Source organism: Blastococcus sp. CT_GayMR19, from assembly GCF_004570385.1.
GTDB lineage: Bacteria > Actinomycetota > Actinomycetes > Mycobacteriales > Geodermatophilaceae > Blastococcus_B.
In genome coordinates this window covers 179,940-205,394 of record NZ_SPQL01000002.1, presented here as the reverse complement: position 1 = coordinate 205,394, position 25,455 = coordinate 179,940, and the positions used below count along the sequence as shown (strand labels likewise).

Below are 25,455 nucleotides of genomic sequence, written 5' to 3'. Positions count from 1 at the left end.
GGCACCGGCCATCGGTGACCGATCGGTCGTGGCCCGCTCGACGCCCCGGCCGCACTCCTGAATTTCGCACACCCGACAACAGACACCTCTCGGAGGAACCCCATGTCCGTCTCGGACAAGACCGCCCTCATCACCGGAGCCGGCTCCAAGCGGGGCATCGGCCGCGCCACCGCGCACACCCTGGCCGCGGCCGGCTGGAACATCGCCATCCTCGATCTGGACGAGGCCAGCGCGAAGGACGCCGCCCACGAGATCGAGGAACAGCACGGCGTGCGGGCCGTGGGCATCGGCTGCGACATCACCGACGAGACCTCCGTCGAGTCCGCGCTCGCCGTCCTCGCCGGTGCACTGCCTCCCGTCGGCGCCCTCGTCAACAATGCCGGCATCACCTCGCCCACCCCGTTCCTGGAGGTCACCGGAGAGGAGTGGGACCGCATCTTCGCCGTCAACGTGCGCGGGGCCTTCAACGTCACCCGACGCATCGCGCCCGGTATGGCCGAGCTCGGTTTCGGCCGGATCGTCTTCCTGTCCTCGGTCTCGGCGGAACGGGGCGGCGGCGTCTTCGGCGGCGTCGCGTACTCCGCGGCGAAGGCCGCTGAACTCGGGTTCACCCGCGCGCTGGCCCGCGAGCTGGGGCCCAAGGGTGTGACCGTGAACGCCGTCGCCCCCGGCCTGATCGACACCGACATCACCGGCGGCGCGCTCGAGGGTGAGCGCAAGGTGCAGCTCGTGGCAGGGATCCCCGTGGGCCGCAACGGGAACGTCGCCGACGTGGCCGACCTGATCACCTACCTGTGCCGGGAGGAGTCCGGCTACATCAGCGGAGCCACCTACGACGTCAACGGCGGCGCGCACATCCACTGAGCGTCGCGGCGCTCCGGCGTCGTCGCGATCACGCAATCCCGGACCGACCGCCCGACGTGCGAGCGCGGGCGGTCGGTCCGGGTCACGGTCTGCTCCTGGGCCACTTCCCGCTCCAGGTACCACCGCGGGCGCGCGAGGCGCTTTGCGGTGATCCGGTCGGTCGGAACGAACCGGCGGGCGAGGAGGCAGTGACACGCGGTCGGGCGGGCGGTAGGACGTGGCGGTGGACGCCGCGCCACTGATCGGCCGGGCCGGGCCCTGGGCCGCCCTTCGATCCGCCGTCACCCGCGCCGGGGCGGGGAGCGGCGGGGTGCTGCTGGTCCTCGGTGAGGCCGGGGTCGGGAAGTCCCGGCTGCTCTCCGAGGCGGTCCGGCTGGCGCGCACCGACGGGGTGCCGGTCCTGTGCGGCCGGGCCACGGAGTCCGGGGGTGCCTACCGGCCGCTGGTCGAGGCGCTGGTGCGGGGCGGCGCCGACGACCTCGATCCGGAAACGGTGCCGGCGCCCTACCGGGCGGCGCTCGGCCGCCTCCTGCCCAGCTGGTCGGCCGGCGGTGGCACTGCGACGGAAATCGGCGTCGACCCGGTGCTCGTCCTGGGGGAGGCCGTCGTCCGCGTGCTGGACGCGCTGGTCGGGGGGCCCTGCCTCCTCGTCCTGGAGGACCTGCACTGGGCCGACGCCGACACGATCGCGCTGCTGGAGTACCTCGCCGGCCGCCTGGCCGATCGGCCCGTGCTCGTGGCGGCGTCCGCGCGCGACGACGAGCCGGGGTCTGCCGTGGTGGACCGGCTGGCCGGCAGGCCCGGTGTCCACACGGTGACGCTGTCCCGGTTGAGTCCGGCGGAGGTCGCGGCCCTCGCCGGTTCGCGGGCGACCGGTCGGTTGGGTGCGGACGAGCTCGCTGTACTCGTCGCGCGGGCCGACGGCCTGCCGCTGCTGGCCGAGGAGCTCGTCGACGAAGCGGTGCGCACGGCGACCGCCTCGACGGCGTCCCCCGTCCCCCGGACGATGAGCGCCCTGGTGCGCCGGCGGCTCTCCCTGCTCGACCGCGTCGCGCAGAGCTGCCTGCGCGCGGCCGCTGTGGCGGGGACGGACCCCGACTGGGAGTTGCTCCCGGCGGTGGTCGGTCAGCCGGAGGACGTCGTGCTCGCCGCCGCCCGGGCCGCCGCGGAGGCCCATCTGCTCCGCGAGGACGCCGGTCGGCTGCGGTGGCGGCACGCGCTGATGCGGGAGGCCGTGGTCGCGGACCTGCTCCCGCCCGAGCGAGCGGCCCTGGCGCGGAGGGTTGCCGAGGCGCTGCTGGCTCGCGGCCGGCGGGACGACGTCGCCCGCGCCGCCGAGCTGCTCGCCGCGGGCGACGAGCAGGACCGTGCCGCGGCGCTCTTCCTGGAGCTGGCGCGGCAGGATCGGGCGGCCGGCGCGCTCCGCCGCGCCGAGCAGCTGCTCGACCAGGCGGCACGCACGGGCGCCGCCCCGGCGGCGGTGGCCATCGAGCGGGTCAGCGTGCTGACGGCCACCGGCCGGGTCGGCGACGCCCTGGACGCCGGAACGCTGGCTCTTCCCACTGCGACCGGCGAGCAGCACGCGGAGCTGTGCCTCCGCCTGGCTCGCACGGCGGTGACCGCCCGGCGGTGGAGCGACGTCGCGGCCTATGTCCAGCAGGCCGGCCGCCCCGACGACCCACGCTCCGTGCTGCTGGCGGCCGACGCCGCGTTCGGCGTGGGCGACGTGGAGCGCGCGGCCTCGATGGCCGCCGCGGCGGTGACCGGCGCCGAGCACTGGGGGGATCCGGCCGTGCTGTGCGAGGCCCTGGACGCCGCCGGCCGGGTGGCGCGCCTGAGTAGCCCCAAGGAGGCGCGGGCCGCCTTCGCCCGCGCCGCGCAGGTGGCCGCCGAGCACCGGCTCGTGCCGGAACAGGTCACGGCGCTCATCGGACTGGGGACGGTGGAGCTGCAGGAGACCGAGACCTCCGAAGCGCTGCCCCGGGCCCGGGCGATGGCCGCGGCGGCGGGACTGCTCGGCTCGGCCAGCAACGCCGAGGTGATCCTGTTCGACGCGATCGCCGTGACGGACGGCCCCCGAGCGGTGGAGCCGCGGGCGCGGGTGCTCCTCGAGCGGGCGGCGTGGCTGCACATGCCGGAGGTGCAGGCCGCCAGCGCGTACGGGGTCGCGCTCGCCCGGGCCGCCTCGGGGGACCCGGCCGGCACGGAGGCGGCGCTGGCCGCGCTCGCCGACACCGAGGTGTGGCCGGACGCGGGACCACTCGAGGCGTCCGTCCGCGCCATGCCCCTGCTCCTGGCGCACGACCTTGCCGGTGCCAACGCTGCGCTCGACGCGGGCGTGACCCGTCTCGTGGCACATCGCGTGGCCGCCCCGCTGCACCAGTTCGGGTTGTGGGCGCTGCTCCGCACTGTGGTCGGCGACCGCGGTGCCGAGGCCCGGGAGGTGCTGCGCGGACTGCCCGTGGTGCTGCGTCGGGCCAACCGTGGGGCACTGCACTACGCCGATGCCGTCGCCGCCGGACGCGCGGGCCGGTGCGACGAGGCCGCGGCGCTGTTCGCCGAGGGAGAGGCCGACCTCGACCCGGTGCCCTGGCTGCACCGGTTGCTCCGCCTCCTGGTCCTCGAGGCCGCGGTCGCCGACGGCTGGGGCGACCCGGTGCCGCTGCTGCGCCGCGACCTCGCCGAGCACGAGCGGGCCGGCGACTCCTCGCTGGCCCGCATCTGCCGCGACCTGCTGAAGCGCGCCGGGGCTCCGACGCGGCGCGGCCGTGGCGACTCGCCCGTGCCCGGTGCCCTGCGCGCCGCCGGCGTCACCAGCCGCGAGATGGACGTCCTCGGCCTGGTGTCCGCGGGCCTCACCAACGCCGATATCGCCGGCCGGCTCTACCTCTCGCCGCGCACGGTCGAGACCCACGTGGCGAGCCTGCTGGCCAAGCTGGGTGCCGCCGACCGCGGCCAGCTCCGTAGCCGGGTCGCGGCGCTAACTCCGTAGCCGGTACGGATCCGACGGCGGGTCCCGGCGGCGACCGTGGGAGGACCACATCCCCCCACGGACAGAGAGAGCGATGTCGTGTTCGCACAGCCCGAGAGCTATGACGTCCTCGTCGTCGGCGCCGGCCCGGCCGGCCTCACCACCGCCGCCGGCCTGGCCCGCGCCGGCGTCCGCGTCCTGGTCGTCGAGAAGCACGCCGGGACGTCGATCTTCCCGAAGGCGGCCGGCGTCCGGCCGCGGACCATGGAGATCTTCCGGTCCTGGGGCCTGGACCAGCGCGTGTACGCGGCCGGGCAGGATGTCCGGCTGGAGCTGGGTATTTCCCCCGTGCTGGCCGCTCCCGTGGTCGCCGTGGAGTCGCTGGGCGCGCCCGTCGCCCAGTACGTCTCGAGCATGAGCCCGGCACCGTTCGCGTTCGTCCCGCAGGACCACCTCGAACCGGTGCTGCTCGAGCACGTGCAGGACCGCGGCGGGCAGGTGCGTTTCCGGACCGAGCTGGTGGGCTTCGAGGTCGACGGCGACGGAGTGCGGGCGACGCTCCGCCCGCGGTCGGGGTCGGGGGAGTACGACGTCCGCGCCCGGTACCTCGTCGGCGCGGACGGCCCGCGAAGCACCGTCCGGCGGGCGCTCGGTATCGAGATGGAGCACCTGGGTTCCGAGGGGCGGCACCTGACGTACCTCTTCGGCGCCGACCTCGACCGCGTGGTGTCCGACCCACCGTTCGCCCTGCACTGGGTCACCGCGCCGGGAGCGGAGGCGTTGTTCGTCTCGTCGGGACGGCACCGATGGGGATACGGCTGGGAGCCGGGGGACGGCGACCCCGCCGTCCCCACGCCCGAGCAGGTGGTCGCGCGCATCCGGGCCTCCGCCGGCCTCCCGGAGCTCGACGTCGAGCTGCAGGGCGAGTTCGAGTGGACGTTCGGCGCCGAGATCGCCGCCCGGTTCCGTCATGGCCCGGTCCTCCTCGTCGGCGACGCGGCCACCCGGACGACGCCGCGACGGGCCACCGGCATGAACACGGGCATCGCGGCGGCGCACAACCTGGCATGGAAGCTCGCGTGGGTCCTGCGCGGGTGGGCCGACGAGGCACTCCTCGACACCTACGAGGAGGAGCGGCGCCCGGTGGGGCTGGCGAACGCGCTGCGGTCGCTGCAGCTGCGCGAGGATCCGCAGGAGGCGTCGGGCCTCGAGGACTTCGGCGTCACCTACGAGTCGGCGGCCATCGCGCCGACGCAGCACGTCGAGCCGCCGGCGACCGTCGGCGAGCGGGCTGCCCCCGGACGCCGCGCACCGCACGCCTGGCTGGACCTGACCGGTCGCCGGGTCTCCACGCTCGACCTGTTCGACGGCCGGCTGACGCTGCTCGCCGGCCGCGAGGGCGGCGACTGGTGCGCGGCCGCGGACCGGCTGAGGGTGGGCGACCTGCCGCTCGCGGTGCTCCGCTTCGGGCTGGACGTGCCCGACCCCGACGGCTCGCTGGCCATCCGGTACGGCGTCGGGCCGCGGGGGGCGGTGCTGGTGCGTCCCGACGGGTTCGTGGCGTGGCAGGCCCAGCGCCCCTCGGGCGATCGGGCGGTGCTGCTCCGGGACGCGGTCGAGCTGGTCACGGGTCGGGCGGAGGCAACCGACCTCGCCGACCTGTCGGCCTGAGTCCGTCCGGCCCTTCAGCCGTCAGCCGGGCTCCACCCATTCGGTGATCATCCGGTCGTGCAGGTGGAGGCACGTCATCCGCAGCGGGCCGCCGGGCGAGGCAGTGAAGCCGTGGACCTCGCCCGCCGGCACGACCACGACCGAACCACCGGCGGCCTCGATGATCTCGTCCCCGGCCAGGAACGAGCCCGATCCCTCGTGCAGGACGAAGACCTCGGCGTACGGCTGGCGGTGCGGCCCCGGTCCGTGTCCCGGCGGGCTGGCCTGGACGAAGAACGAGACCGGCACCCCACCGTGGTCGCGACCGAGGAACGTACGCGAGGCGCCGTCCCCCGGAAGGTCCGTGTTCTGGATGTGCAGGGCCACGCCGCCTCCTCGCCACGGTCCGTGGTGCCGGTCAGCCGGCCTGGCTGCCGCCCTCCGAACGCGTGGACTCCGGACCGGCCCCGGTGGCCCCCTGGTTCACCGCGCCCTCCCGGTCCTTCTGGTCGATCCCCTGATCGCCGAAGTCGCCACGGTCGCCAACCCCGCCCTGGTCCTCGCCGTCGTGCCGGTCCCGCCCCTTCACGTCGTCGCTGCGCGGGTGGTCGACGGCACTCTGTCGTTCCTGCATTCCACACCTGCCTGAGTCGGGGTCCGGACGTGGCGTTTCCTACCCGTTCGAGCCGGAAGACACCCGGTGCGCCGGCGGACCTGGCTAGATCTCCTCCTCGAACACGGCTTCGCGCTTGCGGCGGACCGTCGGCAGCACCGCGACCACGAACGCGATCACCGCCAGGATGAGCAGGCCCAACGAGACCGGTCGTGTCAGGAAGACCGTCGGGTCACCGCGGGAAATGATCAAGGCGCGGCGGAGGTACTCCTCGAGCAGCGGACCCAGGATGAAGCCCAGCAGCAACGGCGCCGGCTCGCAGCCCAGCTTGATCAGGACATAGCCCAGGACCCCGAAGAACGCGATCGCGTACACGTGGAACGCATTGAGGTTCAGCGAAAAGGTGCCGATGGACGCGAAGGCGATGATCGCCGGGAACAGCACCCGGTACGGGATGGTCAGCATCCTCACCCACAGGCCGATGAGCGGAAGATTGAGCATCACCAGGAACAGGTTGCCGATCCACATCGACACGATGAGGCCCCAGACGAGGGCGGGTTCGTCGTTGATGACGTTCGGACCCGGCGTGATCCCCTGGATGATGAAGGCGCCGGCGAGCAGGGCCATGATCGAGTTCGAGGGCAGGCCCAGGGTGAGCAGCGGGATGAACGACGTCTGGGCGGCCGCGTTGTTGGCCGACTCAGGTCCGGCGACGCCTTCGATCGCGCCTTTCCCGAACTCCTCGGGATGCTTCGAGGCGCGCTTCTCGACCGAGTAGGACACGAACGAGGCGAGCACGTGCCCGGCCCCGGGGAGCACGCCCAGTGCCGAGCCGAGCCCGGTACCGCGCAGGACGGGCGGGGTGATCCTTCGGAAGTCCTCCTTGCTGAGCCACAGATTCTTGACCTTCTTCACCATGACCGTTCGCTTCGTCTCGCTCTCGAGATTGCGGAGGATCTCGGCGACGCCGAACAACCCGACGGCCAGGGAGACGAAGTTCAGGCCGCTGTAGAGCTCGCGCTGCCCGAACGTGAAGCGCGGCGTGCCGGAGGTGAGGTCCTGACCGACCGTGCCGAGCAGAAGGCCGAGGACGATCATGGCCAGCGCCTTCAGCGTCGAGCCGCTCGCCAGGGTGATCGAGGCGACGAGGCCCAGGACGACGAGCGAGAAGTACTCCGCGGGCCCGAACTCGAGCGCCAGGCGGGCGAGCGGCATGGCGAAAAGGGCCAGGACGATCGTGCCGACCGTGCCGGCGAAGAACGAGCCGATGGCGGCCGTGGCCAGCGCCGGCCCAGCGCGACCGCGTTTGGCCATCTCGTGTCCGTCGATCGCCGTCACGGCCGCCGACGACTCGCCCGGGAGGTTGATCAGGATCGCGGTGGTCGACCCGCCGTACTGCGCCCCGTAGTAGATGCCCGCCAGCATGATCAGCGACGTGACCGGCTCGAAGCCGAAGGTGATCGGCAGGAGCATGGCGATGGTGGCCGTCGGCCCGATCCCCGGCAGCACGCCCACCGACGTCCCGAGGGCGACGCCGATCAGGCAGAAGAGCAGGTTCGTCGGCGTGAAGGCCGTCTCGAAGCCGAGCGCGAGACTCTCGAACACCCCCATCGGCGCGCTATCCCTGCAGCCAGGGGCCGAAGTACGGCAGCCGGAGCTGTAGCGCGACCACGAAGATCAGCGCGCAGAGCGCGGTGAGGGAGGCGGCGATCACGACAGCGGGGATGACGCGGGCCCGCGTTCCCGCCATCGCGGACAGGAACACCGTCACGAGCAGGGCCGGCACCAGCCCCAGTCCCCGGACCGTGAAGCCGAAGAAGAGGAACGCCACCACGAGCAGCGCGAGCGCCTTCCACGGGACCGGCCCGATCTCGTCACTGTCCGCCGCGACGAAGCCCTTGACGGCGATGAGGATGCCGAGGACGACGAGCAGGCTGCCCAGGACCAGCGGGAAGAACCCCGGCCCCATCCGCAGCGGGGTACCGACCTCGTAGGTCGACGACGTGATGGCGAACGCCAGCCCGAAGCCCACGAACGTCGCGCCCGCGAGCAGGTCCTTGCGGGCATCGTGCAGATTCACCGGTCACGACCCCCACGGTTCGGGCACGACAGTGGGGCGACCCCGCCGCCGCACCGCTGCTGATGGTCAGTTCGGCGCGACGCCGGCGTCCTCGATGATCGGGCGCCAGAGTTCGATCTGCTCCTCGAGCCGCTGGGTGTGCGCCTCCGGCGTCGCGTCGTCCTCGGAGGACGGCGTGCTGCCGAGCTTGGCCAGCTCATCGACCACGTTCTGGTCGGCCAGGGCCACCTTGAGGGCATCCGAGAGCTTCTGCACGATCTCGTCCGGCGTCTCGGCCGGGACGTAGAGGCCGTGCCACACGCCGACCTGGAGGTCGTCCAGACCCTCCTCCGTGGTGGTGGGCAGATCGGGCAGGCTCTCGACCCGCTCCGGGGTGGTCACGGCGTAGGCCTTGATCTCGCCGCCCTGGATCTGCCCGGTGGTGTTCGTGGTCTGGTCGCACATGATGTCGACCTGGCCACCGACGAGGTCGGTCAGGGCGGGGCCGGTTCCCTCGTAGGGCACCTCGGTGAGCTTCACACCGAGGGCCTCCTGGAGGAGCAGCCCGCACAGGTGCGAGGCGGCGCCAATACCCGCGTTGGCCAGGGTGACGGTGTCGGAGTTCTCCGTGACGTAGTCGACGAACTCCGCCATCGTCCCGGGCTCGAAGTCGCTCCGCGCGACGATCGTCATCGGCACCTCGGTGACCAGCCCGACGGTCTTGAAGTCGACCAGCGGGTCGTACGCCAGGTCGGCGTAGAGCGAGGGCGCCGTCGACATGCCGATGTGATGCATCAGCACGGTGTACCCGTCCGGGTTGGCCGCGGAGACCTCTCCGGCCGCGACGGTGCCGCCGGCACCCTCGACGTTCTGGACGACGATCGACGCGCCGAGTTCCTCGCCCATCGGCTCCGCGATGAGCCGGGTCACCGTGTCCGTGGGGCCGCCGGCCGAGAACGGCACGACGAACGTGATGTCGCCGTCCGGATACCCCTCCGCAGCCCCGCCGCCGCCACCCCCACCGCCGCCGCCGTCACCGCCGCACGCGGCCAGGACGAGTGAGGCGGCGGCCAGGCCGGCGCACAGCCGGACACGGCCGACGGGGCCGGCCGGCCGGGCGAGGTCCTCGTTCGCATGGTCCTGTCGCATCTGATGAACCTCCGGAGTCGGGCGCCGGTTCGGATCGTCAGGAACGCTAGCACCGGTGTGACCCCGGTCACTGCCTCCAAGACGCGCCTGAGCAGGGCAGTTGCATCGATGCGCCGCGGCTGAGCGGCATCAGCCGGACGCGACGTCGACCGCGGTAACGCGCAAGCGGCGAGCCGGACTCACAGCATGCGGGCCAGGTGGCGGTTGCGGTGGACGACGGTGTGCTTGAGCACGAGCCCCACGTGGGCCGCGATCGCGACGAGGAAGAGCACCTGAGCCGCGACGTGCACCGGCAGCCAGCCGTCGCTCGTCGCCACGAGCAGCAACCCGGTCGCGGGCACGACGACGAGCAGAGCCAGGAGGAGCTTCTCCAGCCCGCCCTCCAGCCGCCGCTCCCGGTTGCTGAGGTGCTCGGCCCACGGGGGCAGCGGAGTGGTCCGCCGCCAGAGCATCCGGACGACGGCGAGGGCGATGACGAGCAGCCCGAGGCTCACATGGACCTCGGGGAGGGACAGCCCGTCCCCGAACGCGTTCCCGCTGATGACGTCGGAGAAGACGGCGGAGGCCTGGTCGTCCTTCCCGGCGTCCAGCAGGTCCTCGCGCTGCTCGGTCTCGGCCTCGACCCGCTCCTCGGCGGCCTCTCCCTGGCCCTCGGCTTCTTCCTCCAGTCGGTCGGACTCGGCTTTGAGCTGGTCCTCCTGACGGTCGTGCGACGCGTCGAAGTCCATGGCGTAGCCCACGACGAACTGGGCGAGGATGGCGAGGACCGTCAGCCAGTGCAGCGACTTGGTGACGACGCCGTACCCGTGCGCCCCGTTGCGGAGGTGCACCCGTCGTGTCCGTCCAGCCTTCACGTCGACCATTCGGCCGTCCTTCCCCGTCGTAGGTCGAGCCCGCCTCGCAGCCTCGCGGGCGCAGGCATGGCGCGATCCGTCTGCACGGATGGTGTCAGCCCGGGGACCGGATCCTCGGGCCTGGCCGCGACCGTTCGCCGGATCGGGTGTGGGGTCCTCGTCCGGTCCTGATCAGGGAGCAGAATCGCCAGGTGCAGGCGGGAGAGGCATGAGCAGGGACGTCGACGTCGTGACCGAGACGGCGATCCGCCGTCCCCGGACGGAGGTCGCCGCCTACGCGGGCGACCCGACGAACGCCCCCGAGTGGTACGCGAACATCGCCTCCGTCGAGTGGCAGACCCCGCCGCCGATCGCCGTCGGCTCCCGGATGGACTTCGTCGCGAACTTCCTCGGCCGGCGGCTGGCCTACACCTACGAGGTCACCGACCTGGTCCCCGGCGAGCGGCTGGTCATGCGGACGGCGCAGGGTCCGTTCCCCATGGAGACGACGTACACCTGGCAGTCCCTGGACCCGGAGACCACCCGGATGACCCTGCGCAACCGCGGGCGGCCGGCCGGCTTCTCGCGGCTCGTCGCGCCGTTCATGGCGGCAGCGGTCCGGCGGGCGAACCGTGCCGACCTGGCCAGGCTCCGGACCCTGCTCGAACGGCAGTGAACGGCCGGGGCACCGTCGCCCGCCCGGGGGACAGGGACGGCGGGCGCTCGGGCCAACCGCGATCATGAACGGGTGACAGCGCAGCGCACCCCGGCCGTGACCGGCTCGCCGCGGTCGTCGCGGTCGTCGCGGTCGTCGCGCTGAGCGTGGAGACAGGGAGCGGGCCCCGGACGGTTCCCCGCGACGGCGTCCTCGCGTCCTGGGCTCCCAGCGGACGCAGCGCGGTCCCGGCGATCGTCGGCCTGGTCGTCGTCGCCAACCTGGTTGGCGTCATCACCGTCGTCCTCCTGCTGCTCGGTGTCGAGGACGACGGCGGGGACACCGGCCGCGCACCCGTCCTGCTCGCCGTCGCCGCCTACCTCCTCGTCGCGTTCCCCGCCGGGACGGTCGCCGGTCTGCGGCGGCAGCGGGCCACCAACCGGTGGCTGATGACCGGTCGCGAACCCTCGAGCGACGAGGCGGGGCTCGCCCTCCGCCTGCCGGTGGACACCGCCCTCATCGCCGGGCTGATCTGGCTCGTCGGCGCGGTGCTCGTGGGGAGCGTCGCCGCACTCTCCTTCCCCGACCCGAGGGTCGGGCTGCGCACGGGGGTCGCCACGGTGCTCGGCGGCCTCGTCACGGCCGGCGTCACCTACCTGCTCGTCGCGCGGGCCGCGCGGTCCGTCACGGCGATCGCCCTCGCCGCGCACCCCCCGGCCGGGACCCTCACGCTCGGGGTCCGCCCGCGCCTGCTGCTCACCTGGGGCCTGACCAGCGGCGTCCCGATGCTCGGGATCGTCCTGCTCTACCTCGACCCCAGCAATCCCGGCGGGCCGGGCGAGCTTCCCGTCGTCTTCCTCGTGATCGTGGCCCTGCTCGTCGGGGTGCTGGCGACGCTGCTCACCGCCCGGGCCGTGGGTCAGCCGCTACGGGATCTCCGGCGGGCGGTCGCGCGGGTGGGGGAGGGCGACTACGACGTCGCGGTCGTGGTGGACGACGCCGGCGAGATCGGCCTGCTCCAGGAGGGCGTCAACCGGATGGCCGCCGGGTTGGCCGAGCGGGAGCGGCTCCGCGACCTCTTCGGCCGGCACGTCGGGACGACGGTCGCCCAGCGGGCCCTGGTCACCGGGGTGTCGCTGGGCGGTGAGGAGCGCACGGTCGCCGCCCTGTTCGTCGACATCGCCGGCTCCACCTCGCTCGTCCGGCGCACCGGGCCGGAGGAGATGGTGGGCCTGCTCAACCGCTTCTTCCAGGTGGTCGTCGAGACGATCGAGGACGAGGGGGGACTGGTGAACAAGTTCGAGGGCGACGCGGCGCTGTGCGTGTTCGGCGCGCCCACCGACCACGACGATCCGGCCGGTGCCGCGCTGCGGGCGGCGCGGCGCATCTGCGAGGCGGTCGCCGCCGCGGGCGAGGTCGACGTCGGCGTCGGTGTGGCGTGCGGGCGGGCGTGGGCCGGTCAGGTGGGCGCGGCCAGCCGGCTGGAGTACACCGTGATCGGCGACCCGGTGAACGAGGCCGCGCGGCTCACCGACCTCGCCAAGGAGCACCCCGGCCGGGCGCTGGCCAGCGAGCCGACGGTGCTCGCCACGACCCCCGCCGAGCGCGCGCACTGGGCCCGCGACGGGGAGGTCGTCCTGCGCGGCCGCGGCGAGCCCACCGTGACCTGGGTCCGGAGGCCCTAGGGAAGTCCGGAGGACTGTCGTGCCGAGTGGGGCCCGGAGGGTTCCGCGCAGGCAGGACGCAGCGGCTCCCCGGAGCTGGGGAACGGCTCATGGCCGCGGTGTCGGCCGGTAGGCCGACGATGTGCTCAGTGCGAGCGGACGACGACCAGGACGTCCTCGGGCTGCAGCGTGCCGATCAGCGGGTCGTCGAAGCGCAGGGTGCGCCCACCACGGGTGACCGACAGGACGATGTCGCGCAACGAACGGGGGCCGAGCCCCACCTCGCTGGAGGTCACCGTGCGCTGGTGCAGGTCCAGCCCCTGACCGCCGGTCACCAGGTCCTCGACGACGGCCACCACTCGCGGTGCGTCGGTGGACAGACCCAGCAGCCGCCCGGACGTCGCCGACGTGGTGATGACCATGTTGGCGCCCGACTGCCGCAGCAGGTTGGCGTTCTCCTCCTCGCGGACACTGGTGGTGATCGGCACGCTCGGGTTGAGCTGCCGCACCGTGAGGGTGATCAGCACGGCGGCGTCGTCCCGGTTCGCGGCGACGATCACCGCGCGGGCCCGCTCGACGTGGGCCCGGCGGAGCACCTCGGTGCGCCCGGCGTCCCCCACGATGCCGTGCAGTCCGAGCGAGTTCGCCTCCTCGATCGCCCGGGCCTCCGGGTCGACGACGACGATCTGCTCGAGCGGTGTGCCGTTGGCCTGCAGGGAGCGGATGGCGCTGCGCCCCTTGGTGCCGTAGCCGCACACGATGACGTGCTGGCGCACGCGGGACCTCCAGCGACGGATGCGGAACTCCTCCCGCGAGCGCGCGGTGAGCGCCTCGAGGGTGGTCCCGATGAGGATGAGAAGGAAGGTGATGCGCAGCGGCGTGATGAGCAGGATGTTCACCAGGCGCGCGGTCGGGGTGATCGGGGTGATGTCGCCGTAGCCGGTGGTCGAGAGGGTGACGGTGGCGTAGTAGAAGGAGTCGAGCAGCGTCAGCCCGACGTCGTCGCCGTCCCGGTAGCCGTCCCGGTCCAGGTAGATGACCCCGACCGTGAGCAGGAGGACGCCGGCCGCGAAGACGACCCGGCGGTAGACCTGCCGGACCGGTGACTCCTCCACGTGGGCCAGCGCGACGCCGGTGTGCTCGTTCTCCATGCCGGTCCACTCGCTGCCCACCCCGCGGACGATAGTGAGCGAAACCGGCCGCTGCGCGGCGCCGCACCCGTTCGGGTCACCCGCCCGACCTCCGCGATCGGTCCAGGCCGGGGTGTGAGGATGGCCGGATGAGCGACCAGCGCACCGCCCTCGTCCTCGGTGGCGGTGGTATCACCGGCATCGCGTGGGAGATCGGCCTCGTGGCCGGTCTGGCGGAGCTCGGGCTGGACCTCTCCGGCGCCGATCTGGTGGTCGGCACCTCGGCGGGCTCGGTGGTGGGTGCCCAACTGACCTGCGGGGCCGAACTCGGCGCCCTCTACGCGCGCCAGCTGGAGCCGGCGACCGCCGAGAAGGCCGCCCGGCTCAACCGGGCCACCCTGGCCCAGTTCGGCTGGGCGATGCTCCGCAGCCGCGGGAAGGACGTCGAGTTCCGCCGCCGGATCGGTGCGCTCGCCCTCGCCGCGGAGAAGGCCGGCCTCACCCCGCCCGAGCAGGAGCGGCTGGACGTGATCGGCGAGCGGCTGGTCAGCACGGACTGGCCGGAGCGGGCGCTCGTCGTCACGGCCGTCGACGCGCACACCGGCGAGTTCCGCACCTTCGACCGCGACTCCGGCGTCCCCCTCCTCGCGGCTGTGGCGGCGAGCTGCGCGGTACCGGGGGTCTACCCGCCGGTCACCATCGACGGACGCCGCTACGTCGACGGCGGCATGCGGTCGGCCGCCAACGCCGACCTCGCGCAGGGGTACGACCGGCTCGTCGTCCTGGCCCCCATCCCGCGGGGATTCGGCCCGATGGCCAGCGTCGACGCCCAGGTCAGCGGGATGGTCAGCCGGGTCGCCGTCGTCACCCCCGACCAGGGCAGCCGGACGGCGATCGGCCGGAACGTGCTCGACCCCGCCGCGCGTGCCCCGTCGGCGGAGGCCGGCCGCGCGCAGGCCGCCTCGGTCGCGGTGCGCATCGCCGAGGTCTGGACCGCCTGAACGGAGGTCGGGCGCCCAGGGCTTCTGCACGCCCGACCTCCGACGGATCAGACGGCTCGCGCGCCCGTCCGGCTGCGCGGAGCCGACCCGGGAACGGACCGCCGCCTCAGCAGCCTCAGGCCCAGCGCGACCCAGGCGGCGAAGAAGACGAACAGGCCGAGGTCGTGCCACGGGTCGGCCGTGGCGCCCAGGCCGACGAGCACGCCGGCCCCGGCGACCAGGGCGGTGACCCACCAGCCGCCGAGGCCGCCGGCCCGCCGGAGCCCGAGCGCCAGCGGGACGGACGCCACCAGGAACAGGAGCAGGCCGACCGCGAAGAGCAGGAAGGTCCACTCGGCGGGCGCGCCGGCGAGCACGCCGGAGACGAGTCCGGACACGCCGAAGGCGGCCAGCAGGCCCGCTCCGGTGAGGGCGAATCCCCGGCCGATGCGGCCGGCACGAGGTAGTGGACCTGCCGCGGACCGCGATCCGCCGAGGCCGAGCAGTGCCAGGATCAGCGCCCCTGCACCGGCGACCCAGGTGGTCAGGATCAGGGCGAAGGCCGGCAGATCGGTCACGCTCCCGTCGGACGTCTGCACCGACCGGACGAGTTCGGCGGCCACGGACGCAGCCAGCAGAAACCCGGCGGCGACGGCCGCAGCTCCCGTGCGGCGTCGGGCGGCGGTGGTGGGGTCGGTCATGGCGGTCTCCTCGGTCGCGGCGAACTGGGAAGAAGCGTGGTCGACCGGCAGCACGCCGTCGTCCGGCCCGAGAGTGATCCCCACCGTCCACCGTCCGGGGGATTCCAGGGCGAACAGTCCGCCGTGAGGGGGATCCCGGACAGGCGGGAGCTGGCTACGGTTCGGCCATGGACTGGCCGAGGATCGGCGGGACGGCGGCCGCCGTCGTGGTCGCCGTCCTGGTGGTGTCGGGGCAGGTCTCGGTCTGGACGGCGGAGTCGGGCGCCCTCGCCGGGGACCGTCCCGTCCACGCGCTGCTCCTGGCAGTGGCCACGGTGCCGTTGTTCGTGCGGCGGCAGCGCCCCCTCCTCGTGCTGCTGCTCGCGCTCGGCGCCTCCTGGGTGCAGTTCGAGCTGGGCGGGGAGGCGTTCCAGCCGTGGTTCGCCGTCCTCCTGGCGCTCTACGCCGTGGGTGCGCACGCCGACCGCCGGTCGGCCGTGATCGGTGCGGTGGCGACGGCCGTGGCCGTGCTGTCCGGCGACATCCCGAGGCTGCTCGCCGGGGACCGCGTCGAGGACGTGGTGCCGGCCTGGTTCGTGCTCGCCGGAATCTGGGGGCTGGGGCGCTGGATCCGGTCGCGGCGGCGGGAGACCGCCGACCTCGCCGCGCGGGCCGCCCGGGCCGAGCGGGACCGCGCCGCGCACGCCGCGCAGGCCGTGGCGGACGAGCGTGCCCGTATCGCCAGGGAGCTGCACGACCTGGTCGCGCACAGCATGGGCGTGATCGTCATCCAGTCCCAGGCCGGCCGGCGGGCCGTGGACGACGAGCCCGACTCCGCGCGCGCGGCTCTGTCGGCCATCGAGAGCTCCGGCCGACAGGGCCTCGCCGAGATGCGCCGGCTGCTCGGTCTGCTGACCAGCCCGGAGGACGGGTCGGTCACGCCCCAGCCGAGCCTGCGCGGGCTCGACGACCTGGTGTCCGCCGTCCGGTCGGCCGGCCTGCCGGTCGAGCTCGAGACCGTCGGAGAGCTGACCGGCCTGCCGGCTGGGGTCGACCTCGCGGCGTACCGCATCGTGCAGGAGGCGCTGACCAACATCCTCAAGCACGCCGGGCCCGCGACGGCACGGGTGCACGTGCGGCACGCCCGAGGACTGCTGGAGGTGGAGGTCTGCGACGACGGCCGCGGCGCGCGCGATCCGCAGCCGGGACGCGGTCAGGCAGGGATGCGCGAGCGGGTGGCGCTCTACGGCGGCGAGATCGAGACCGGGAACCTGCCCGGCGGCGGGTACCGGGTGCGGGCGCGGCTCGCGGTGGACGGCGTCCCGGTATGACGATCCGCGTGCTGGTGGTGGACGACGAGGAGCTGGTGCGTACCGGCCTGCGCATGATCCTGGACGCCGAACCCGACCTCACCGTCGTCGGCACGGCGGTCGACGGGGTGCAGGCGCTGACGGAGGCCCGGCGGCTGCGGCCCGACGTCGTCCTGATGGACATCCGCATGCCCCGCCTCGACGGATTGGCCGCCACCCGGCAGCTGCTGACCGGGCCCGACCCGGCCGCCTGCAAGGTCGTCATCCTGACCACCTTCGACGTGGACGAGCACGTCTACGAGGCACTCCGCGCGGGAGCCAGCGGCTTCCTGCTCAAGGACGTCCCGGCAGACCAGCTCGCGCACGCCATCCGGGTGGCAGCCGCGGGGGAGGCGCTCCTGGCGCCGTCGGTCACCCGGCGACTGATCGCGGCGTTCACCGGTGCACCGTCGGCGCGACCTCCGCCGCCCGGGGCGGTCCGTCCGGCCGGGCTAGAGGACCTGACCGCGAGGGAGCGCGAGGTCCTCGTCCTGCTCGCCGAGGGCTTGTCGAACGCCGAGATCGCCGGCCGGTTGTTCGTCGGAGAGGCGACGGTCAAGACCCACGTGGCACGGGTGCTCCTGAAGCTCGGCGTCCGCGACCGGGTGCAGGCGGTGATCGTCGCCTTCCGGAGCGGGCTGGTCGCCATGGAACCCCGCGAGTCGGCCTGAGCCGAGGTCAGCGCGGCGGGTCGAGGTGCCGCAGGAGGGTCTCGCCGAGGTCGCGCATGGCCTCGACCTGAGCGGGGGAGAGCTGGTCGAACAGGTGGGTGCGCACGCTCTCCACATGGATCGGCGCCGCCGCCTCCAGTGCCGCGAAGCCGTTGTCGGTCAGGACGGCGAGCTGGCCCCGGCCGTCGTCCTGGCAGAGCTCCCGGACCACCCAGCCGCGCTCCTCCAGCCGGGAGACCGCGTGCGAGAGGCGACTGCGCGAGGAGAGGAGCCGATCGGCCAGCTCGCTCATGCGCAGCTTCCGGCCGGGCGTTTCCGACAGAGCGACAAGGATCTCGTAGTACGCGTGCGAGATCCCCGTCTCGTGCGTCAGGTCCCGGTCGAGCCGGTCCATGAGCAGCTGCGCGCTGTAGAGCCACGCGCGCCACGCCTTCTGCTCGTCGGCGTCGAGCCAGCGCGGCGCACGGGTGGGCTGTGATGCAGACGACACCGGCGAGGACATGCCTCCAGACTACTGGCGGAATAGTTCAGTCTTCAACTACGCTACGGTCGAGCAGAAGGTCAAGCGCTCAACTACTCGGAGGCATTCGACATGACCAGCTCCACCGCTATCCAGATCCCCGGCTACGTCGTCGGCACGTGGGACATCGACGCCACGCACTCGACGGTCGGTTTCTCCGTCCGCCACATGATGGTCAGCAAGGTCCGTGGCTACTTCCGTGACTTCTCCGGCGAGCTCGTGACCGCGGAGGACCCGGCCCAGTCGACCGTCACCGCGCGCATCAACATGGACTCGATCGACACCCGCCAGGAGCAGCGCGACGCGCACATCCGCTCGGCCGACTTCTTCGACGTGGGCAACTACACCGAGATGACGTTCGTCTCCACCGGCGTCCGCACCGATGGTGCCGACTGGACCGTCGAAGGCGACCTCACGATCAAGGGCATCACCAAGCCGGTCACCCTGGCGCTGGAGCTCAACGGCTTCGGTCCCGACGCCTACGGCGGCACGCGCGCCGGCTTCTCGGCCAAGACCGAGATCTCCCGCAACGCGTTCGGTGTCGACATCGCCATGCCGATGGACGGCGGCGGCGTGGTCGTCGGCGACAAGATCAACGTCGAGCTCGAGATCGAGGCCGTGCTCCGCACCGCCTGATCGATCCGCACCTCCGAACGAGGGCCCCGGGCAGTCGCCCGGGGCCCTCGTCGCGTCTTCGGGGTGTGGTCGGTCGCCGAGATCCGCCTCAGCGCGGTGTCCGGGACCCGCGAGACCGCCCTCGGGCGGATCTCGGTGCGCTCGAGCGACATGTCGTCCCGGATCTCGGTGCGCTCGAGCGGCGGTCGGGCGACATGTCGTCGGGGAGACTGGGCGACATGTCGACCGCGACCCTCACCCGCCGCTTCCCGTCGTCCGTCCTCGTCGCTGCCGGGCTCGCCGCCGGCTTCGGCATCGCGCAGGGCACCGGCGTCCGCGCCCTGGGTGGTGCGGTCTTCGCCGTCGCCGGGCTGGCGGCCGCGTGGCTGTGGGTGCAGCGCCGTGGCTGGGCGGTCGCCCTGGGCCTCGGGGCGCTGTACGTCGGCGCCTTCGTCCTCGCCCATGTCCTGGCGATCGGCGTCGGACTGCCGGGCTGGCTCGCGGTGAGTCTGGTCACGATCGCTGCCGCGGCGGCCACCTACGGGGTGGCCGACCGGCCGCGGACGGCGGTGGCCGCGCGCTGAGCGCGTAGCCTGGGAAGGTCGCCGGGCCGGCGACCGTTACCAGATGTCGGCGCACCAGAGCGCCGAATCCCCGAAATCCCTGAGGTGCTCTTTCGTATGCCCACCCGCGACGACCTGCGCAACGTGGCGATCATCGCCCACGTCGACCACGGCAAGACCACTCTGGTCGACGCCCTCCTCCGCCAGGCCGGTGCCCTCGGGCGGGCCAAGGGGGAGGGGACGGACAACGACTCCACGCAGGACCGCGTGATGGACTCGATGGACCTGGAGCGCGAGCGCGGCATCACCATCCTCGCGAAGAACACCGCGATCCACCTGGCCGACGAGAACGGCAACCCCGTCGTCGTCAACATCGTCGACACCCCCGGCCACGCCGACTTCGGTGGTGAGGTCGAGCGCGGCCTGTCCATGGTCGACGGCGTCGTCTTGCTGGTGGACGCCTCCGAGGGGCCGCTGCCGCAGACCCGCTTCGTGCTGCGCAAGGCGCTCGGCAAGGGGCTGCCGGTCATCCTCGTGGTCAACAAGACCGACCGCTCCGACGCCCGCATCGGCGAGGTCGTCGACGAGACCTACGAGCTGTTCATGGAGCTGCTCGAGGACTCCGGGATGAACGTCGACAACCTCGACTTCCCGATCGTCTACTGCAACGGCAAGGCGGGGAAGGCCTCGCTCACCCGGCCGGCCGACGGCGAGACGCCCGACAGCCCGGACCTCGGGCCGCTGGTGAAGACGCTGCTGGACACCGTCCCGGCGCCGGTCTACGACGCGGAGGAGCCGCTGCGCGCGCAGGTCACCAACCTCGACGCCTCGCCCTACCTCGGCCGCCTGGCCCTGCTGCGCATCCACTCCGGCGAGATGAAGAGCGGCCAGCAGGTCGCCTGGTGCCGGGTCGACGGCACGATCAAGAACGTCAAGATCACCGAGCTGCTGGTCACCGAGGGCCTCACCCGGACGCCGGCCGCCAGCGCCGGCCCCGGCGAGCTGGTGGCCATCGCCGGCATCGAGGACGTCATGATCGGCGACACCCTCGCCGACCCGAACGATCCGCGTCCGCTGCCCCCGCTGACCGTGGATGAGCCGTCGATCTCGATCACCATCGGCATCAACACCGCACCGCTGGCAGGCAAGTCGGGCAAGAAGCTCACCGCCCGGCTGATCAAGAACCGGCTGGACCAGGAGCTGGTCGGCAACGTCTCGGTGCGCATGCTGCCCACCGACCGCCCCGACACCTGGGAGATGCAGGGCCGCGGCGAGCTGGCGCTGGCGATCCTCGTCGAGCAGTTGCGTCGCGAGGAGTTCGAGCTCACGGTCGGCCGGCCCACCGTCGTCACCAAGGAGATCGACGGCAAGCTGCACGAGCCGGTCGAGCGGGTCACCATCGACACCCCCGGCGAGTACGTCGGCACCCTGACGCAGGCGCTGGCCGTCCGCCGCGCGCGGCTGGAGAACCTGGTGCACCACGACACCGGCTGGGCGCGGATGGAGTACATCTGCCCGTCCCGTGGCCTCATCGGGTTCCGCACCGAGTTCCTCACCGAGACCCGCGGCACCGGCGTCCTCAACCACAACCTCGAGGGCTACGAGCCGTGGCTGGGCGACATGCGCGCCCGCCCGACCGGCTCCCTGGTGGCCGACCGGCAGGGCGTCGCGACGACGTACTCGATGTTCTCGCTGCAGGAGCGCGGCCAGATGATGGTCCAGCCCGGCACCGAGGTCTACGAGGGCATGATCGTGGGTGAGAACTCCCGTCCGGACGACATGGACGTGAACATCACCAAGGAGAAGAAGCTCACCAACATGCGCAAGTCCACCTCCGAGGAGCTGGAGCGGCTGATCCCGCCGCGCATCCTGAACCTGGAGCAGGCGCTGGAGTTCTGCGCCGAGGACGAGTGCGTCGAGGTCACCCCGGCCACGGTCCGCATCCGCAAGGTGGTCCTGGACCAGACCGAGCGCGGGAAGAGCAAGAACCGCAAGCCCAAGCCCGCCTGACTCGGCTCGCCGCCCGCCGTCGGGCCGTTGATCATCGAGTTGTTGACGCTCGCATGAGCGTGTCGTCGCGTGTCGGCGGCAACAACTCGATGATCACGGCGGCGGGGCTTCGTGGCCGGTCGCGCACGGGCCGTGACGACCGGCCGCAGCGCGCCGACCCGCCCGCCGTCTCTTGGCGTGGACCTGCGCAGATGTCCCCGTAGGTTCCCTTCGGGGTCGTCTGTCGCGGCCCGGAGCGAGCGACGAAAGGCGGCCGAACGCGCATGGCGACGATCACCCGCACGGCTCTGGACGAGGGTTTCCGAGCCGGGATCGACGTCCGGGTGAGTCTCCGAGTGGACGCCGGGTCGGGCGACTCGCCCTTCGACGGCGGCTGGTTCCCGCGGAGCAACGACCTCGCCGTCGAGCTGCCGGAGCTGATCGCCGAGCTCGACCGTCGCGGAGTGCGGGTGGAACGCTTCACCTACGCGCTCGACGCCTGGCTGCCCGTGCCGCGCAAGCTCGCCGTCCTCGGCCGGACCGTGCGGACCGGCGGCTTCCGCAGCATGGACCCGCTCGTGGTCTGCCTGACCTGGGACGGTGGCACGCGCCGCGCCGATCTGCTGGTCGTCCCGCCCGGCACCGACGTCCTCACCGGCGCGCGGGCGCTGCGGCTGGCAACCCGCCGCGGGCTGCCGCGGTCCCCGCAGATGGTGCTGGCCGCGGCGCGGTCCACGCCGCTCCCGCAGGTGCCCGAGTTCCGGCGTCGCCGCGCGGTCTGAGTTTCCGCCGGCCGCGAACCGGCTGGACGATGGGGGAGCCGCTCCGCTGGAGTGACCTGCATGCGGCTCCTCGTCCTCGGTGGCACCTCCTTCCTCGGCCGGCACGTCGCGACGGCGGCGCTCGGACGCGGCCACGACGTCGCCACGTTCACGCGGGGGATCTCCGGCGAGCCCCCGGCGGGCGCCCGAGCCCTGCACGGCGACCGCGACGACCCCGCGGCACTGCCGGCCGCGCTCGACGGCTGGGCGCCCGACCTCGTCGTCGACACGTCGTGCCAGACCCGGGCGGCAGCCCGCAACGCCGCCGCCGCGCTCCCCGACGTCCGCGGGTACGCCTTCGTGAGCAGCCTCAACGCCTACGCGAACTGGCCGCCCGGCCCACTGGGGCCCGAGGAGTCCGAGCCGGTGTGGACCACCGATGACGACGACTACGGCCCGATCAAGGCCGACGCCGAGCGGACTCTCGCGGCGGTCCTCGGCGACCGCTTCCTCACCGTGCGGGCCGGGCTGATCATCGGCCCGCACGACCCCATCCATCGCCTCGGCTGGTGGCTGGGACGCATCGCCCGCGGCGGCCGCGTCGTCGTCCCCGACGCGCTGGACCAGCCGATGGCCGCCGTCGACGCCCGCGATCTGGCCGGGTGGCTGGTCGACATGGCCGAGCGCGGGCAGGGCGGCGCGGTGAACGCGACCGGCCCGGCCGGGATGACCACGTTCGGCGCCGTGCTCGACCTCTGCCGTGAGGTCACCGGCAGCGACGCGGAGTGGGTGCCGGTGAGCGAGGAGCGGCTGCTGGCGGCCGGCGTGGAGCCGTGGCTGCACCTGCCGTTCTGGCTGCCCGCCGAGACCGCCCGAACCGCCTGGGACGTCGACACGACCCGCGCGCGGGAACTGGGCCTGCCGAGCCGCCCGCCGGCCGAGTCCGTGGCCGACACCTGGGCCTGGCAGCGGGCGAACGAGCGGCTCCCGATGCCCGCGAACCGCCCGACACCCGGCCTCCCCGCCGACCTCGAGGCCCGCCTGCTGGCCGCCTCCTGATCCGCTTTCGGTACCGGAAGCGGGGGATCAGTCCCGGGGTGCGCTCGGCCGCCCGGCCGGGATCCGGTCCTGGACGCGCCGGTCGAGGGCGGGGACGTCCTCGGGAGCGGCGACCACGTTCGCCTGGACCTCGGCCTCGGCGGCGACCGCCTCGGCGGACTCGAACGCGCGGTCCTTGCGGTACTGGCGGAACGAGTGGACCACCGCGGCCGCCCAGACGGCGAGGATCAGCGCGTAGACCGTGTAGCGGACCGGGTCGGACGCGTCGATCAGGTCGCTGTTCAGCAGGGTGCGGGTGTTGGTCTGCACGATCATGCCGCCGACCAGCGAGCCGAGCATCCGCGGCGGCACGTGGCGGACCAGCCAGGCGGCCAGCGGGGCGGCGACGAGTCCGCCGGCGAGGAGCCCGAGTGCCCAGACGGCGTCGATGCCCTGCGAACCGAGCGCCAGCAGGAAGCCGAGGCTCGCGGCGACGGCGACCAGGAACTCCGAGGTGTCGATCGAGCCGATCACCTTGCGCGGCTCCATCCGGCCGCTGGCGAGGATCGCGGGCGTGCCGACCGGACCCCAGCCGCCGCCGCCGGTGGCGTCCACGAAGCCGGCGACCAGGCCGAGCGGGCCGAGGAAGCGCTTGCGCATGGGCTTGCCGAGATGCCGGCGGTCGAGCCCGCGGAAGGTGAAGCGCACGAGGAGGTAGACACCGAGCGCGAGGAGGATCAGCGACATGACCGGCGCGGCGACGGCGGTGGACAGACTGGACAGGACGTGAGCCCCCGCGAAGGCGCCCACGGCGCCCGGAAGGCCGATCTTGGCGACGACCTTCCAGTCGACGTTTCCGAACTTCCAGTGCGCCAGGCCCGACATCAGGCTGGTGCCGATCTCGGCGAAGTGCACCGTCGCCGACGCGGCCGCCGGGTTGGTGCCGATGGCGAGCAGCAGGGTGGTGGAGGTGACGCCGTAGGCCATGCCCAGGCTGCCGTCCACGAGCTGGGCGCCCAGGCCGACGAGGGCGAGCAGGACGAGGGTCTTCACGGGGGATGTACTCCGGGTCTCACGGGCTGCGGGGCGCGCGGGGGAGCGCGGCTCATCGCTGGACGAACAGGGGTGCGCCGGTCAGGCGCGGGCGTTCAGCAGCCCGGACAGGTGGCCGTGCAGACGCGCTGCAGGTCGACGTGGATCCGCCCCACCAGGAGCACCGCCGTCGCCGCCACGGGCATATGTCTACCAGACCGATGGAGATATGCCACCGGCCGTCCCACCGTGCGGGATCAGCCCGCCAGGACGTCGTTCCGGATGGTCCACCAGGAGATCGCACCGCCCACGGCGAACGCCACGGCGCACGCCACCATCGCGATCCGGTACCCGGCGGTGAGGGTGAGCGGCTGGGCGTAGTCGTCGCCGGAGAGGCCGACCGCGACCGGCAGCGCCGCGACCGCCAGCAGCTGGGCGGCCCGGGCGGTCGCGTTGTTCACTCCGCTGGCGATGCCCGCGAGGGCGTCGGGCGCAGCGGCCAGCACGGTCGCCGTCAGCGGCGTCACGACGATCGCCATCCCGAGGCCCTGCAGCAGCGAGCCGGGCAGCACCTCGACCACGTAGGACCGGTCGCCGTCGACTCCGGCGAGGAGCAGCGTGCCGGCGGCCACGACGAGCGGTCCGACGGTCATCGGCAGCCGTGGGCCGATGCGCGTCGCCACCGCGCCGGCCGTGGGGGAGAGCAGGGTGATGAGCAGGATGGAGGGCAGCATCGCCGCTCCGGCCCCGGTGGCGTCGTACCCGAGCACGGTCTGGAGCTGCAGCACCAGGAAGAGGCCGCTGCCGCCCAGGGCGCCGTACACCGCGAAGGTGGCCAGGTTGGCCCCGGTGAACTGGCGCTCCGTGAACAGCCGCAGCGGCAGCATCGGGTCGGTGGCCCGCCGCTCCCGCACGACGAAGGCAGCGCCCGCCGTCAGGCCGAGGGCCGCGGAGACGAGGACGTCGGGCCGCGTCAGGCTCTCACCCGCTCCGATCAGGGCGTAGGTGACCCCGCCGAGGGCCAGTGCACCCAGCGCCGCCCCCAGGTGGTCGAACCGGGAGTGGTGGGCGGGATCGCGGCTCTCCGGGACGTGCCGGCCGGCCACCGAGAGGATCAGCACCGCCACCGGCACGTTGAGCAGGAACACCAGGCGCCAGCTGGCGACGTCCACCAGCACCCCGCCGAGGAACGGGCCGATCAGGCCCGCGATGCCGGCCAGCGCCGACCACAGCCCGATGGCCTTGGCCCGGTCGCGGGGCCGGAACGAGGACTGGATGAGGGCCAGGCTGCCGGGGGTCAGCAGCGCACCCCCGACGCCCTGCACGACCCGGGCGGCCACCAGCTGGCCGGTCGTCTGGGCCAGGCCGCAGACCAGGGAGGCCACGGCGAACCAGGCGACGCCGACGAGGAACACGCGGCGCCGTCCGTAGCGGTCGCCCAGCGAGCCCCCGAGGAGGATCAGCGACGCCAGCGCGAGGGTGTAGCCCGAGATCGTCCACTGCAGCCCGGACAGCGACGCGTCCAGCTCGCCGCCGATCGCCGGGAGCGCGACCTGAACGGCGGTGCCGTCGACGAACGCCATGCCCGACGCCAGGACGGTGACGGCGACCAGCCACCGGCCCTGGGCCGTGCCGAGCGCGACCGGCTCGGGACGAGCGCCGGTCACGA

General features: G+C 73.3%; 24 protein-coding genes. 13 read left to right on the top strand and 11 right to left on the bottom strand.

Going from position 1 to position 25,455, the window contains the following annotated elements:
- Positions 1-102 precede the first annotated feature (102 nt).
- From E4P39_RS03650 to E4P39_RS03640, 3 genes are all read left to right on the top strand, one after another.
- Complete coding sequence (locus E4P39_RS03650) at positions 103-864, top strand: SDR family NAD(P)-dependent oxidoreductase (RefSeq protein ID WP_135135030.1); 762 nt, start codon at positions 103-105, stop codon at positions 862-864.
- 223 nt (positions 865-1,087) lie between these two features.
- Positions 1,088-3,856: a LuxR family transcriptional regulator gene (locus tag E4P39_RS03645; RefSeq protein WP_167761548.1), complete on the top strand. Its 2,769-nt coding sequence runs from the start codon at positions 1,088-1,090 to the stop codon at positions 3,854-3,856.
- A 78-nt stretch (positions 3,857-3,934) separates the two neighbouring features.
- Positions 3,935-5,506 carry an FAD-dependent oxidoreductase gene (locus tag E4P39_RS03640; protein ID WP_135135028.1) on the top strand — a complete coding sequence of 524 codons (1,572 nt, stop codon included), beginning with the start codon at positions 3,935-3,937 and terminating at the stop codon, positions 5,504-5,506.
- A 21-nt stretch (positions 5,507-5,527) separates the two neighbouring features.
- On the opposite strand, the gene E4P39_RS03635 is transcribed toward E4P39_RS03640, so the two are convergent.
- The 6 genes from E4P39_RS03635 to E4P39_RS03610 all read right to left on the bottom strand — a co-directional run bounded on the left by E4P39_RS03635 (position 5,528) and on the right by E4P39_RS03610 (position 10,169).
- Positions 5,528-5,872 (bottom strand): AraC family ligand binding domain-containing protein, encoded by a 345-nt coding sequence (locus E4P39_RS03635; protein ID WP_135135027.1) that lies wholly within the window; start codon positions 5,870-5,872, stop codon positions 5,528-5,530.
- A 31-nt stretch (positions 5,873-5,903) separates the two neighbouring features.
- A complete protein-coding gene (locus E4P39_RS03630; RefSeq protein WP_135135026.1) occupies positions 5,904-6,119 on the bottom strand; it encodes a hypothetical protein in 216 nt (71 codons plus the stop codon).
- Between the two features lie 84 nt (positions 6,120-6,203).
- Positions 6,204-7,709: a tripartite tricarboxylate transporter permease gene (locus E4P39_RS03625; protein WP_135135025.1), complete on the bottom strand. Its 1,506-nt coding sequence runs from the start codon at positions 7,707-7,709 to the stop codon at positions 6,204-6,206.
- 7 nt (positions 7,710-7,716) lie between these two features.
- A complete protein-coding gene (locus E4P39_RS03620) occupies positions 7,717-8,178 on the bottom strand; it encodes a tripartite tricarboxylate transporter TctB family protein (RefSeq protein ID WP_135135024.1) in 462 nt (153 codons plus the stop codon).
- 66 nt (positions 8,179-8,244) lie between these two features.
- A complete protein-coding gene (locus E4P39_RS03615; RefSeq protein WP_135135023.1) occupies positions 8,245-9,306 on the bottom strand; it encodes a tripartite tricarboxylate transporter substrate-binding protein in 1,062 nt (353 codons plus the stop codon).
- 179 nt (positions 9,307-9,485) lie between these two features.
- On the bottom strand, positions 9,486-10,169 hold the full coding sequence (locus E4P39_RS03610) for a cytochrome b/b6 domain-containing protein (RefSeq protein ID WP_135135022.1): 684 nt from the start codon (positions 10,167-10,169) through the stop codon (positions 9,486-9,488).
- 199 nt (positions 10,170-10,368) lie between these two features.
- Here E4P39_RS03610 and E4P39_RS03605 point away from each other — a divergent pair, with 199 nt between their 5' ends.
- On the top strand, positions 10,369-10,815 hold the full coding sequence (locus E4P39_RS03605; protein WP_135135021.1) for an SRPBCC family protein: 447 nt from the start codon (positions 10,369-10,371) through the stop codon (positions 10,813-10,815).
- 146 nt (positions 10,816-10,961) lie between these two features.
- Positions 10,962-12,479, top strand: coding sequence for an adenylate/guanylate cyclase domain-containing protein (locus tag E4P39_RS03600; RefSeq protein WP_135135020.1), 1,518 nt, complete (start codon positions 10,962-10,964; stop codon positions 12,477-12,479).
- Between the two features lie 125 nt (positions 12,480-12,604).
- On the opposite strand, the gene E4P39_RS03595 is transcribed toward E4P39_RS03600, so the two are convergent.
- Complete coding sequence (locus E4P39_RS03595) at positions 12,605-13,630, bottom strand: potassium channel family protein (protein WP_245159608.1); 1,026 nt, start codon at positions 13,628-13,630, stop codon at positions 12,605-12,607.
- Positions 13,631-13,737: 107 nt separating this feature from the next.
- Between E4P39_RS03595 and E4P39_RS03590 the strand changes: the two genes are divergently transcribed.
- The gene (locus E4P39_RS03590) at positions 13,738-14,589 is read left to right on the top strand and encodes a patatin-like phospholipase family protein (RefSeq protein WP_135135019.1); all 852 of its coding nucleotides are present in this window, start codon (positions 13,738-13,740) and stop codon (positions 14,587-14,589) included.
- 47 nt (positions 14,590-14,636) lie between these two features.
- Here the strand turns inward: E4P39_RS03590 and E4P39_RS03585 are convergent, their stop codons facing one another.
- A complete protein-coding gene (locus E4P39_RS03585; protein WP_135135018.1) occupies positions 14,637-15,353 on the bottom strand; it encodes a hypothetical protein in 717 nt (238 codons plus the stop codon).
- Between the two features lie 83 nt (positions 15,354-15,436).
- On the opposite strand from E4P39_RS03585, the gene E4P39_RS03580 reads away from it, so the two are divergent.
- Together E4P39_RS03580 and E4P39_RS03575 are read left to right on the top strand one after the other, a co-directional pair.
- On the top strand, positions 15,437-16,579 hold the full coding sequence (locus E4P39_RS03580; protein ID WP_135135017.1) for a histidine kinase: 1,143 nt from the start codon (positions 15,437-15,439) through the stop codon (positions 16,577-16,579).
- On the top strand, positions 16,576-17,268 hold the full coding sequence (locus tag E4P39_RS03575) for a response regulator transcription factor (protein ID WP_135135016.1): 693 nt from the start codon (positions 16,576-16,578) through the stop codon (positions 17,266-17,268). The genes E4P39_RS03580 and E4P39_RS03575 overlap by 4 nt, the downstream gene beginning before the upstream one ends.
- 7 nt (positions 17,269-17,275) lie before the next feature.
- Here E4P39_RS03575 and E4P39_RS03570 read toward each other — a convergent pair whose 3' ends face one another.
- Positions 17,276-17,770, bottom strand: coding sequence for a MarR family transcriptional regulator (locus tag E4P39_RS03570; protein ID WP_135135015.1), 495 nt, complete (start codon positions 17,768-17,770; stop codon positions 17,276-17,278).
- Between the two features lie 90 nt (positions 17,771-17,860).
- On the opposite strand from E4P39_RS03570, the gene E4P39_RS03565 reads away from it, so the two are divergent.
- From E4P39_RS03565 to E4P39_RS03545, 5 genes are all read left to right on the top strand, one after another.
- Positions 17,861-18,424: a YceI family protein gene (locus E4P39_RS03565; RefSeq protein ID WP_135135014.1), complete on the top strand. Its 564-nt coding sequence runs from the start codon at positions 17,861-17,863 to the stop codon at positions 18,422-18,424.
- Between the two features lie 218 nt (positions 18,425-18,642).
- Positions 18,643-18,987 (top strand): hypothetical protein, encoded by a 345-nt coding sequence (locus E4P39_RS03560; RefSeq protein WP_135135013.1) that lies wholly within the window; start codon positions 18,643-18,645, stop codon positions 18,985-18,987.
- A gap of 96 nt (positions 18,988-19,083) precedes the next feature.
- Positions 19,084-20,976: a translational GTPase TypA gene (gene typA, locus E4P39_RS03555; protein WP_135135012.1), complete on the top strand. Its 1,893-nt coding sequence runs from the start codon at positions 19,084-19,086 to the stop codon at positions 20,974-20,976.
- A gap of 263 nt (positions 20,977-21,239) precedes the next feature.
- Positions 21,240-21,737, top strand: coding sequence for a DUF5994 family protein (locus E4P39_RS03550; RefSeq protein ID WP_135135011.1), 498 nt, complete (start codon positions 21,240-21,242; stop codon positions 21,735-21,737).
- A gap of 60 nt (positions 21,738-21,797) precedes the next feature.
- Positions 21,798-22,775, top strand: a complete 978-nt coding sequence (locus E4P39_RS03545) for an NAD-dependent epimerase/dehydratase family protein (protein ID WP_135135010.1) — start codon at positions 21,798-21,800, stop codon at positions 22,773-22,775.
- A 27-nt stretch (positions 22,776-22,802) separates the two neighbouring features.
- Here the strand turns inward: E4P39_RS03545 and E4P39_RS03540 are convergent, their stop codons facing one another.
- Entirely contained in the window at positions 22,803-23,807 is a 1,005-nt protein-coding gene (locus E4P39_RS03540) for a sulfite exporter TauE/SafE family protein (RefSeq protein ID WP_135135009.1), read from the bottom strand.
- A gap of 236 nt (positions 23,808-24,043) precedes the next feature.
- Positions 24,044-25,453: an MFS transporter gene (locus E4P39_RS03535; protein WP_245159607.1), complete on the bottom strand. Its 1,410-nt coding sequence runs from the start codon at positions 25,451-25,453 to the stop codon at positions 24,044-24,046.
- Positions 25,454-25,455 lie beyond the last annotated feature (2 nt).

Excerpts from the sequence above, each read along its gene's own strand:
- typA (WP_135135012.1), top strand. The coding sequence starts at position 19,084 with ATGCCCACCCGCGACGACCTGCGCAACGTGGCGATCATCGCCCACGTC.
- E4P39_RS03610 (WP_135135022.1), bottom strand. The coding sequence starts at position 10,169 with ATGGTCGACGTGAAGGCTGGACGGACACGACGGGTGCACCTCCGCAAC.
- E4P39_RS03605 (WP_135135021.1), top strand. The coding sequence starts at position 10,369 with ATGAGCAGGGACGTCGACGTCGTGACCGAGACGGCGATCCGCCGTCCC.
- E4P39_RS03565 (WP_135135014.1), top strand. The coding sequence starts at position 17,861 with ATGACCAGCTCCACCGCTATCCAGATCCCCGGCTACGTCGTCGGCACG.
- E4P39_RS03615 (WP_135135023.1), bottom strand. The coding sequence starts at position 9,306 with ATGCGACAGGACCATGCGAACGAGGACCTCGCCCGGCCGGCCGGCCCC.
- E4P39_RS03575 (WP_135135016.1), top strand. The coding sequence starts at position 16,576 with ATGACGATCCGCGTGCTGGTGGTGGACGACGAGGAGCTGGTGCGTACC.
- E4P39_RS03560 (WP_135135013.1), top strand. The coding sequence starts at position 18,643 with ATGTCGACCGCGACCCTCACCCGCCGCTTCCCGTCGTCCGTCCTCGTC.
- E4P39_RS03590 (WP_135135019.1), top strand. The coding sequence starts at position 13,738 with ATGAGCGACCAGCGCACCGCCCTCGTCCTCGGTGGCGGTGGTATCACC.
- E4P39_RS03550 (WP_135135011.1), top strand. The coding sequence starts at position 21,240 with ATGGCGACGATCACCCGCACGGCTCTGGACGAGGGTTTCCGAGCCGGG.
- E4P39_RS03630 (WP_135135026.1), bottom strand. The coding sequence starts at position 6,119 with ATGCAGGAACGACAGAGTGCCGTCGACCACCCGCGCAGCGACGACGTG.
- E4P39_RS03650 (WP_135135030.1), top strand. The coding sequence starts at position 103 with ATGTCCGTCTCGGACAAGACCGCCCTCATCACCGGAGCCGGCTCCAAG.
- E4P39_RS03545 (WP_135135010.1), top strand. The coding sequence starts at position 21,798 with ATGCGGCTCCTCGTCCTCGGTGGCACCTCCTTCCTCGGCCGGCACGTC.
- E4P39_RS03625 (WP_135135025.1), bottom strand. The coding sequence starts at position 7,709 with ATGGGGGTGTTCGAGAGTCTCGCGCTCGGCTTCGAGACGGCCTTCACG.
- E4P39_RS03580 (WP_135135017.1), top strand. The coding sequence starts at position 15,437 with ATGGACTGGCCGAGGATCGGCGGGACGGCGGCCGCCGTCGTGGTCGCC.
- E4P39_RS03570 (WP_135135015.1), bottom strand. The coding sequence starts at position 17,770 with ATGTCCTCGCCGGTGTCGTCTGCATCACAGCCCACCCGTGCGCCGCGC.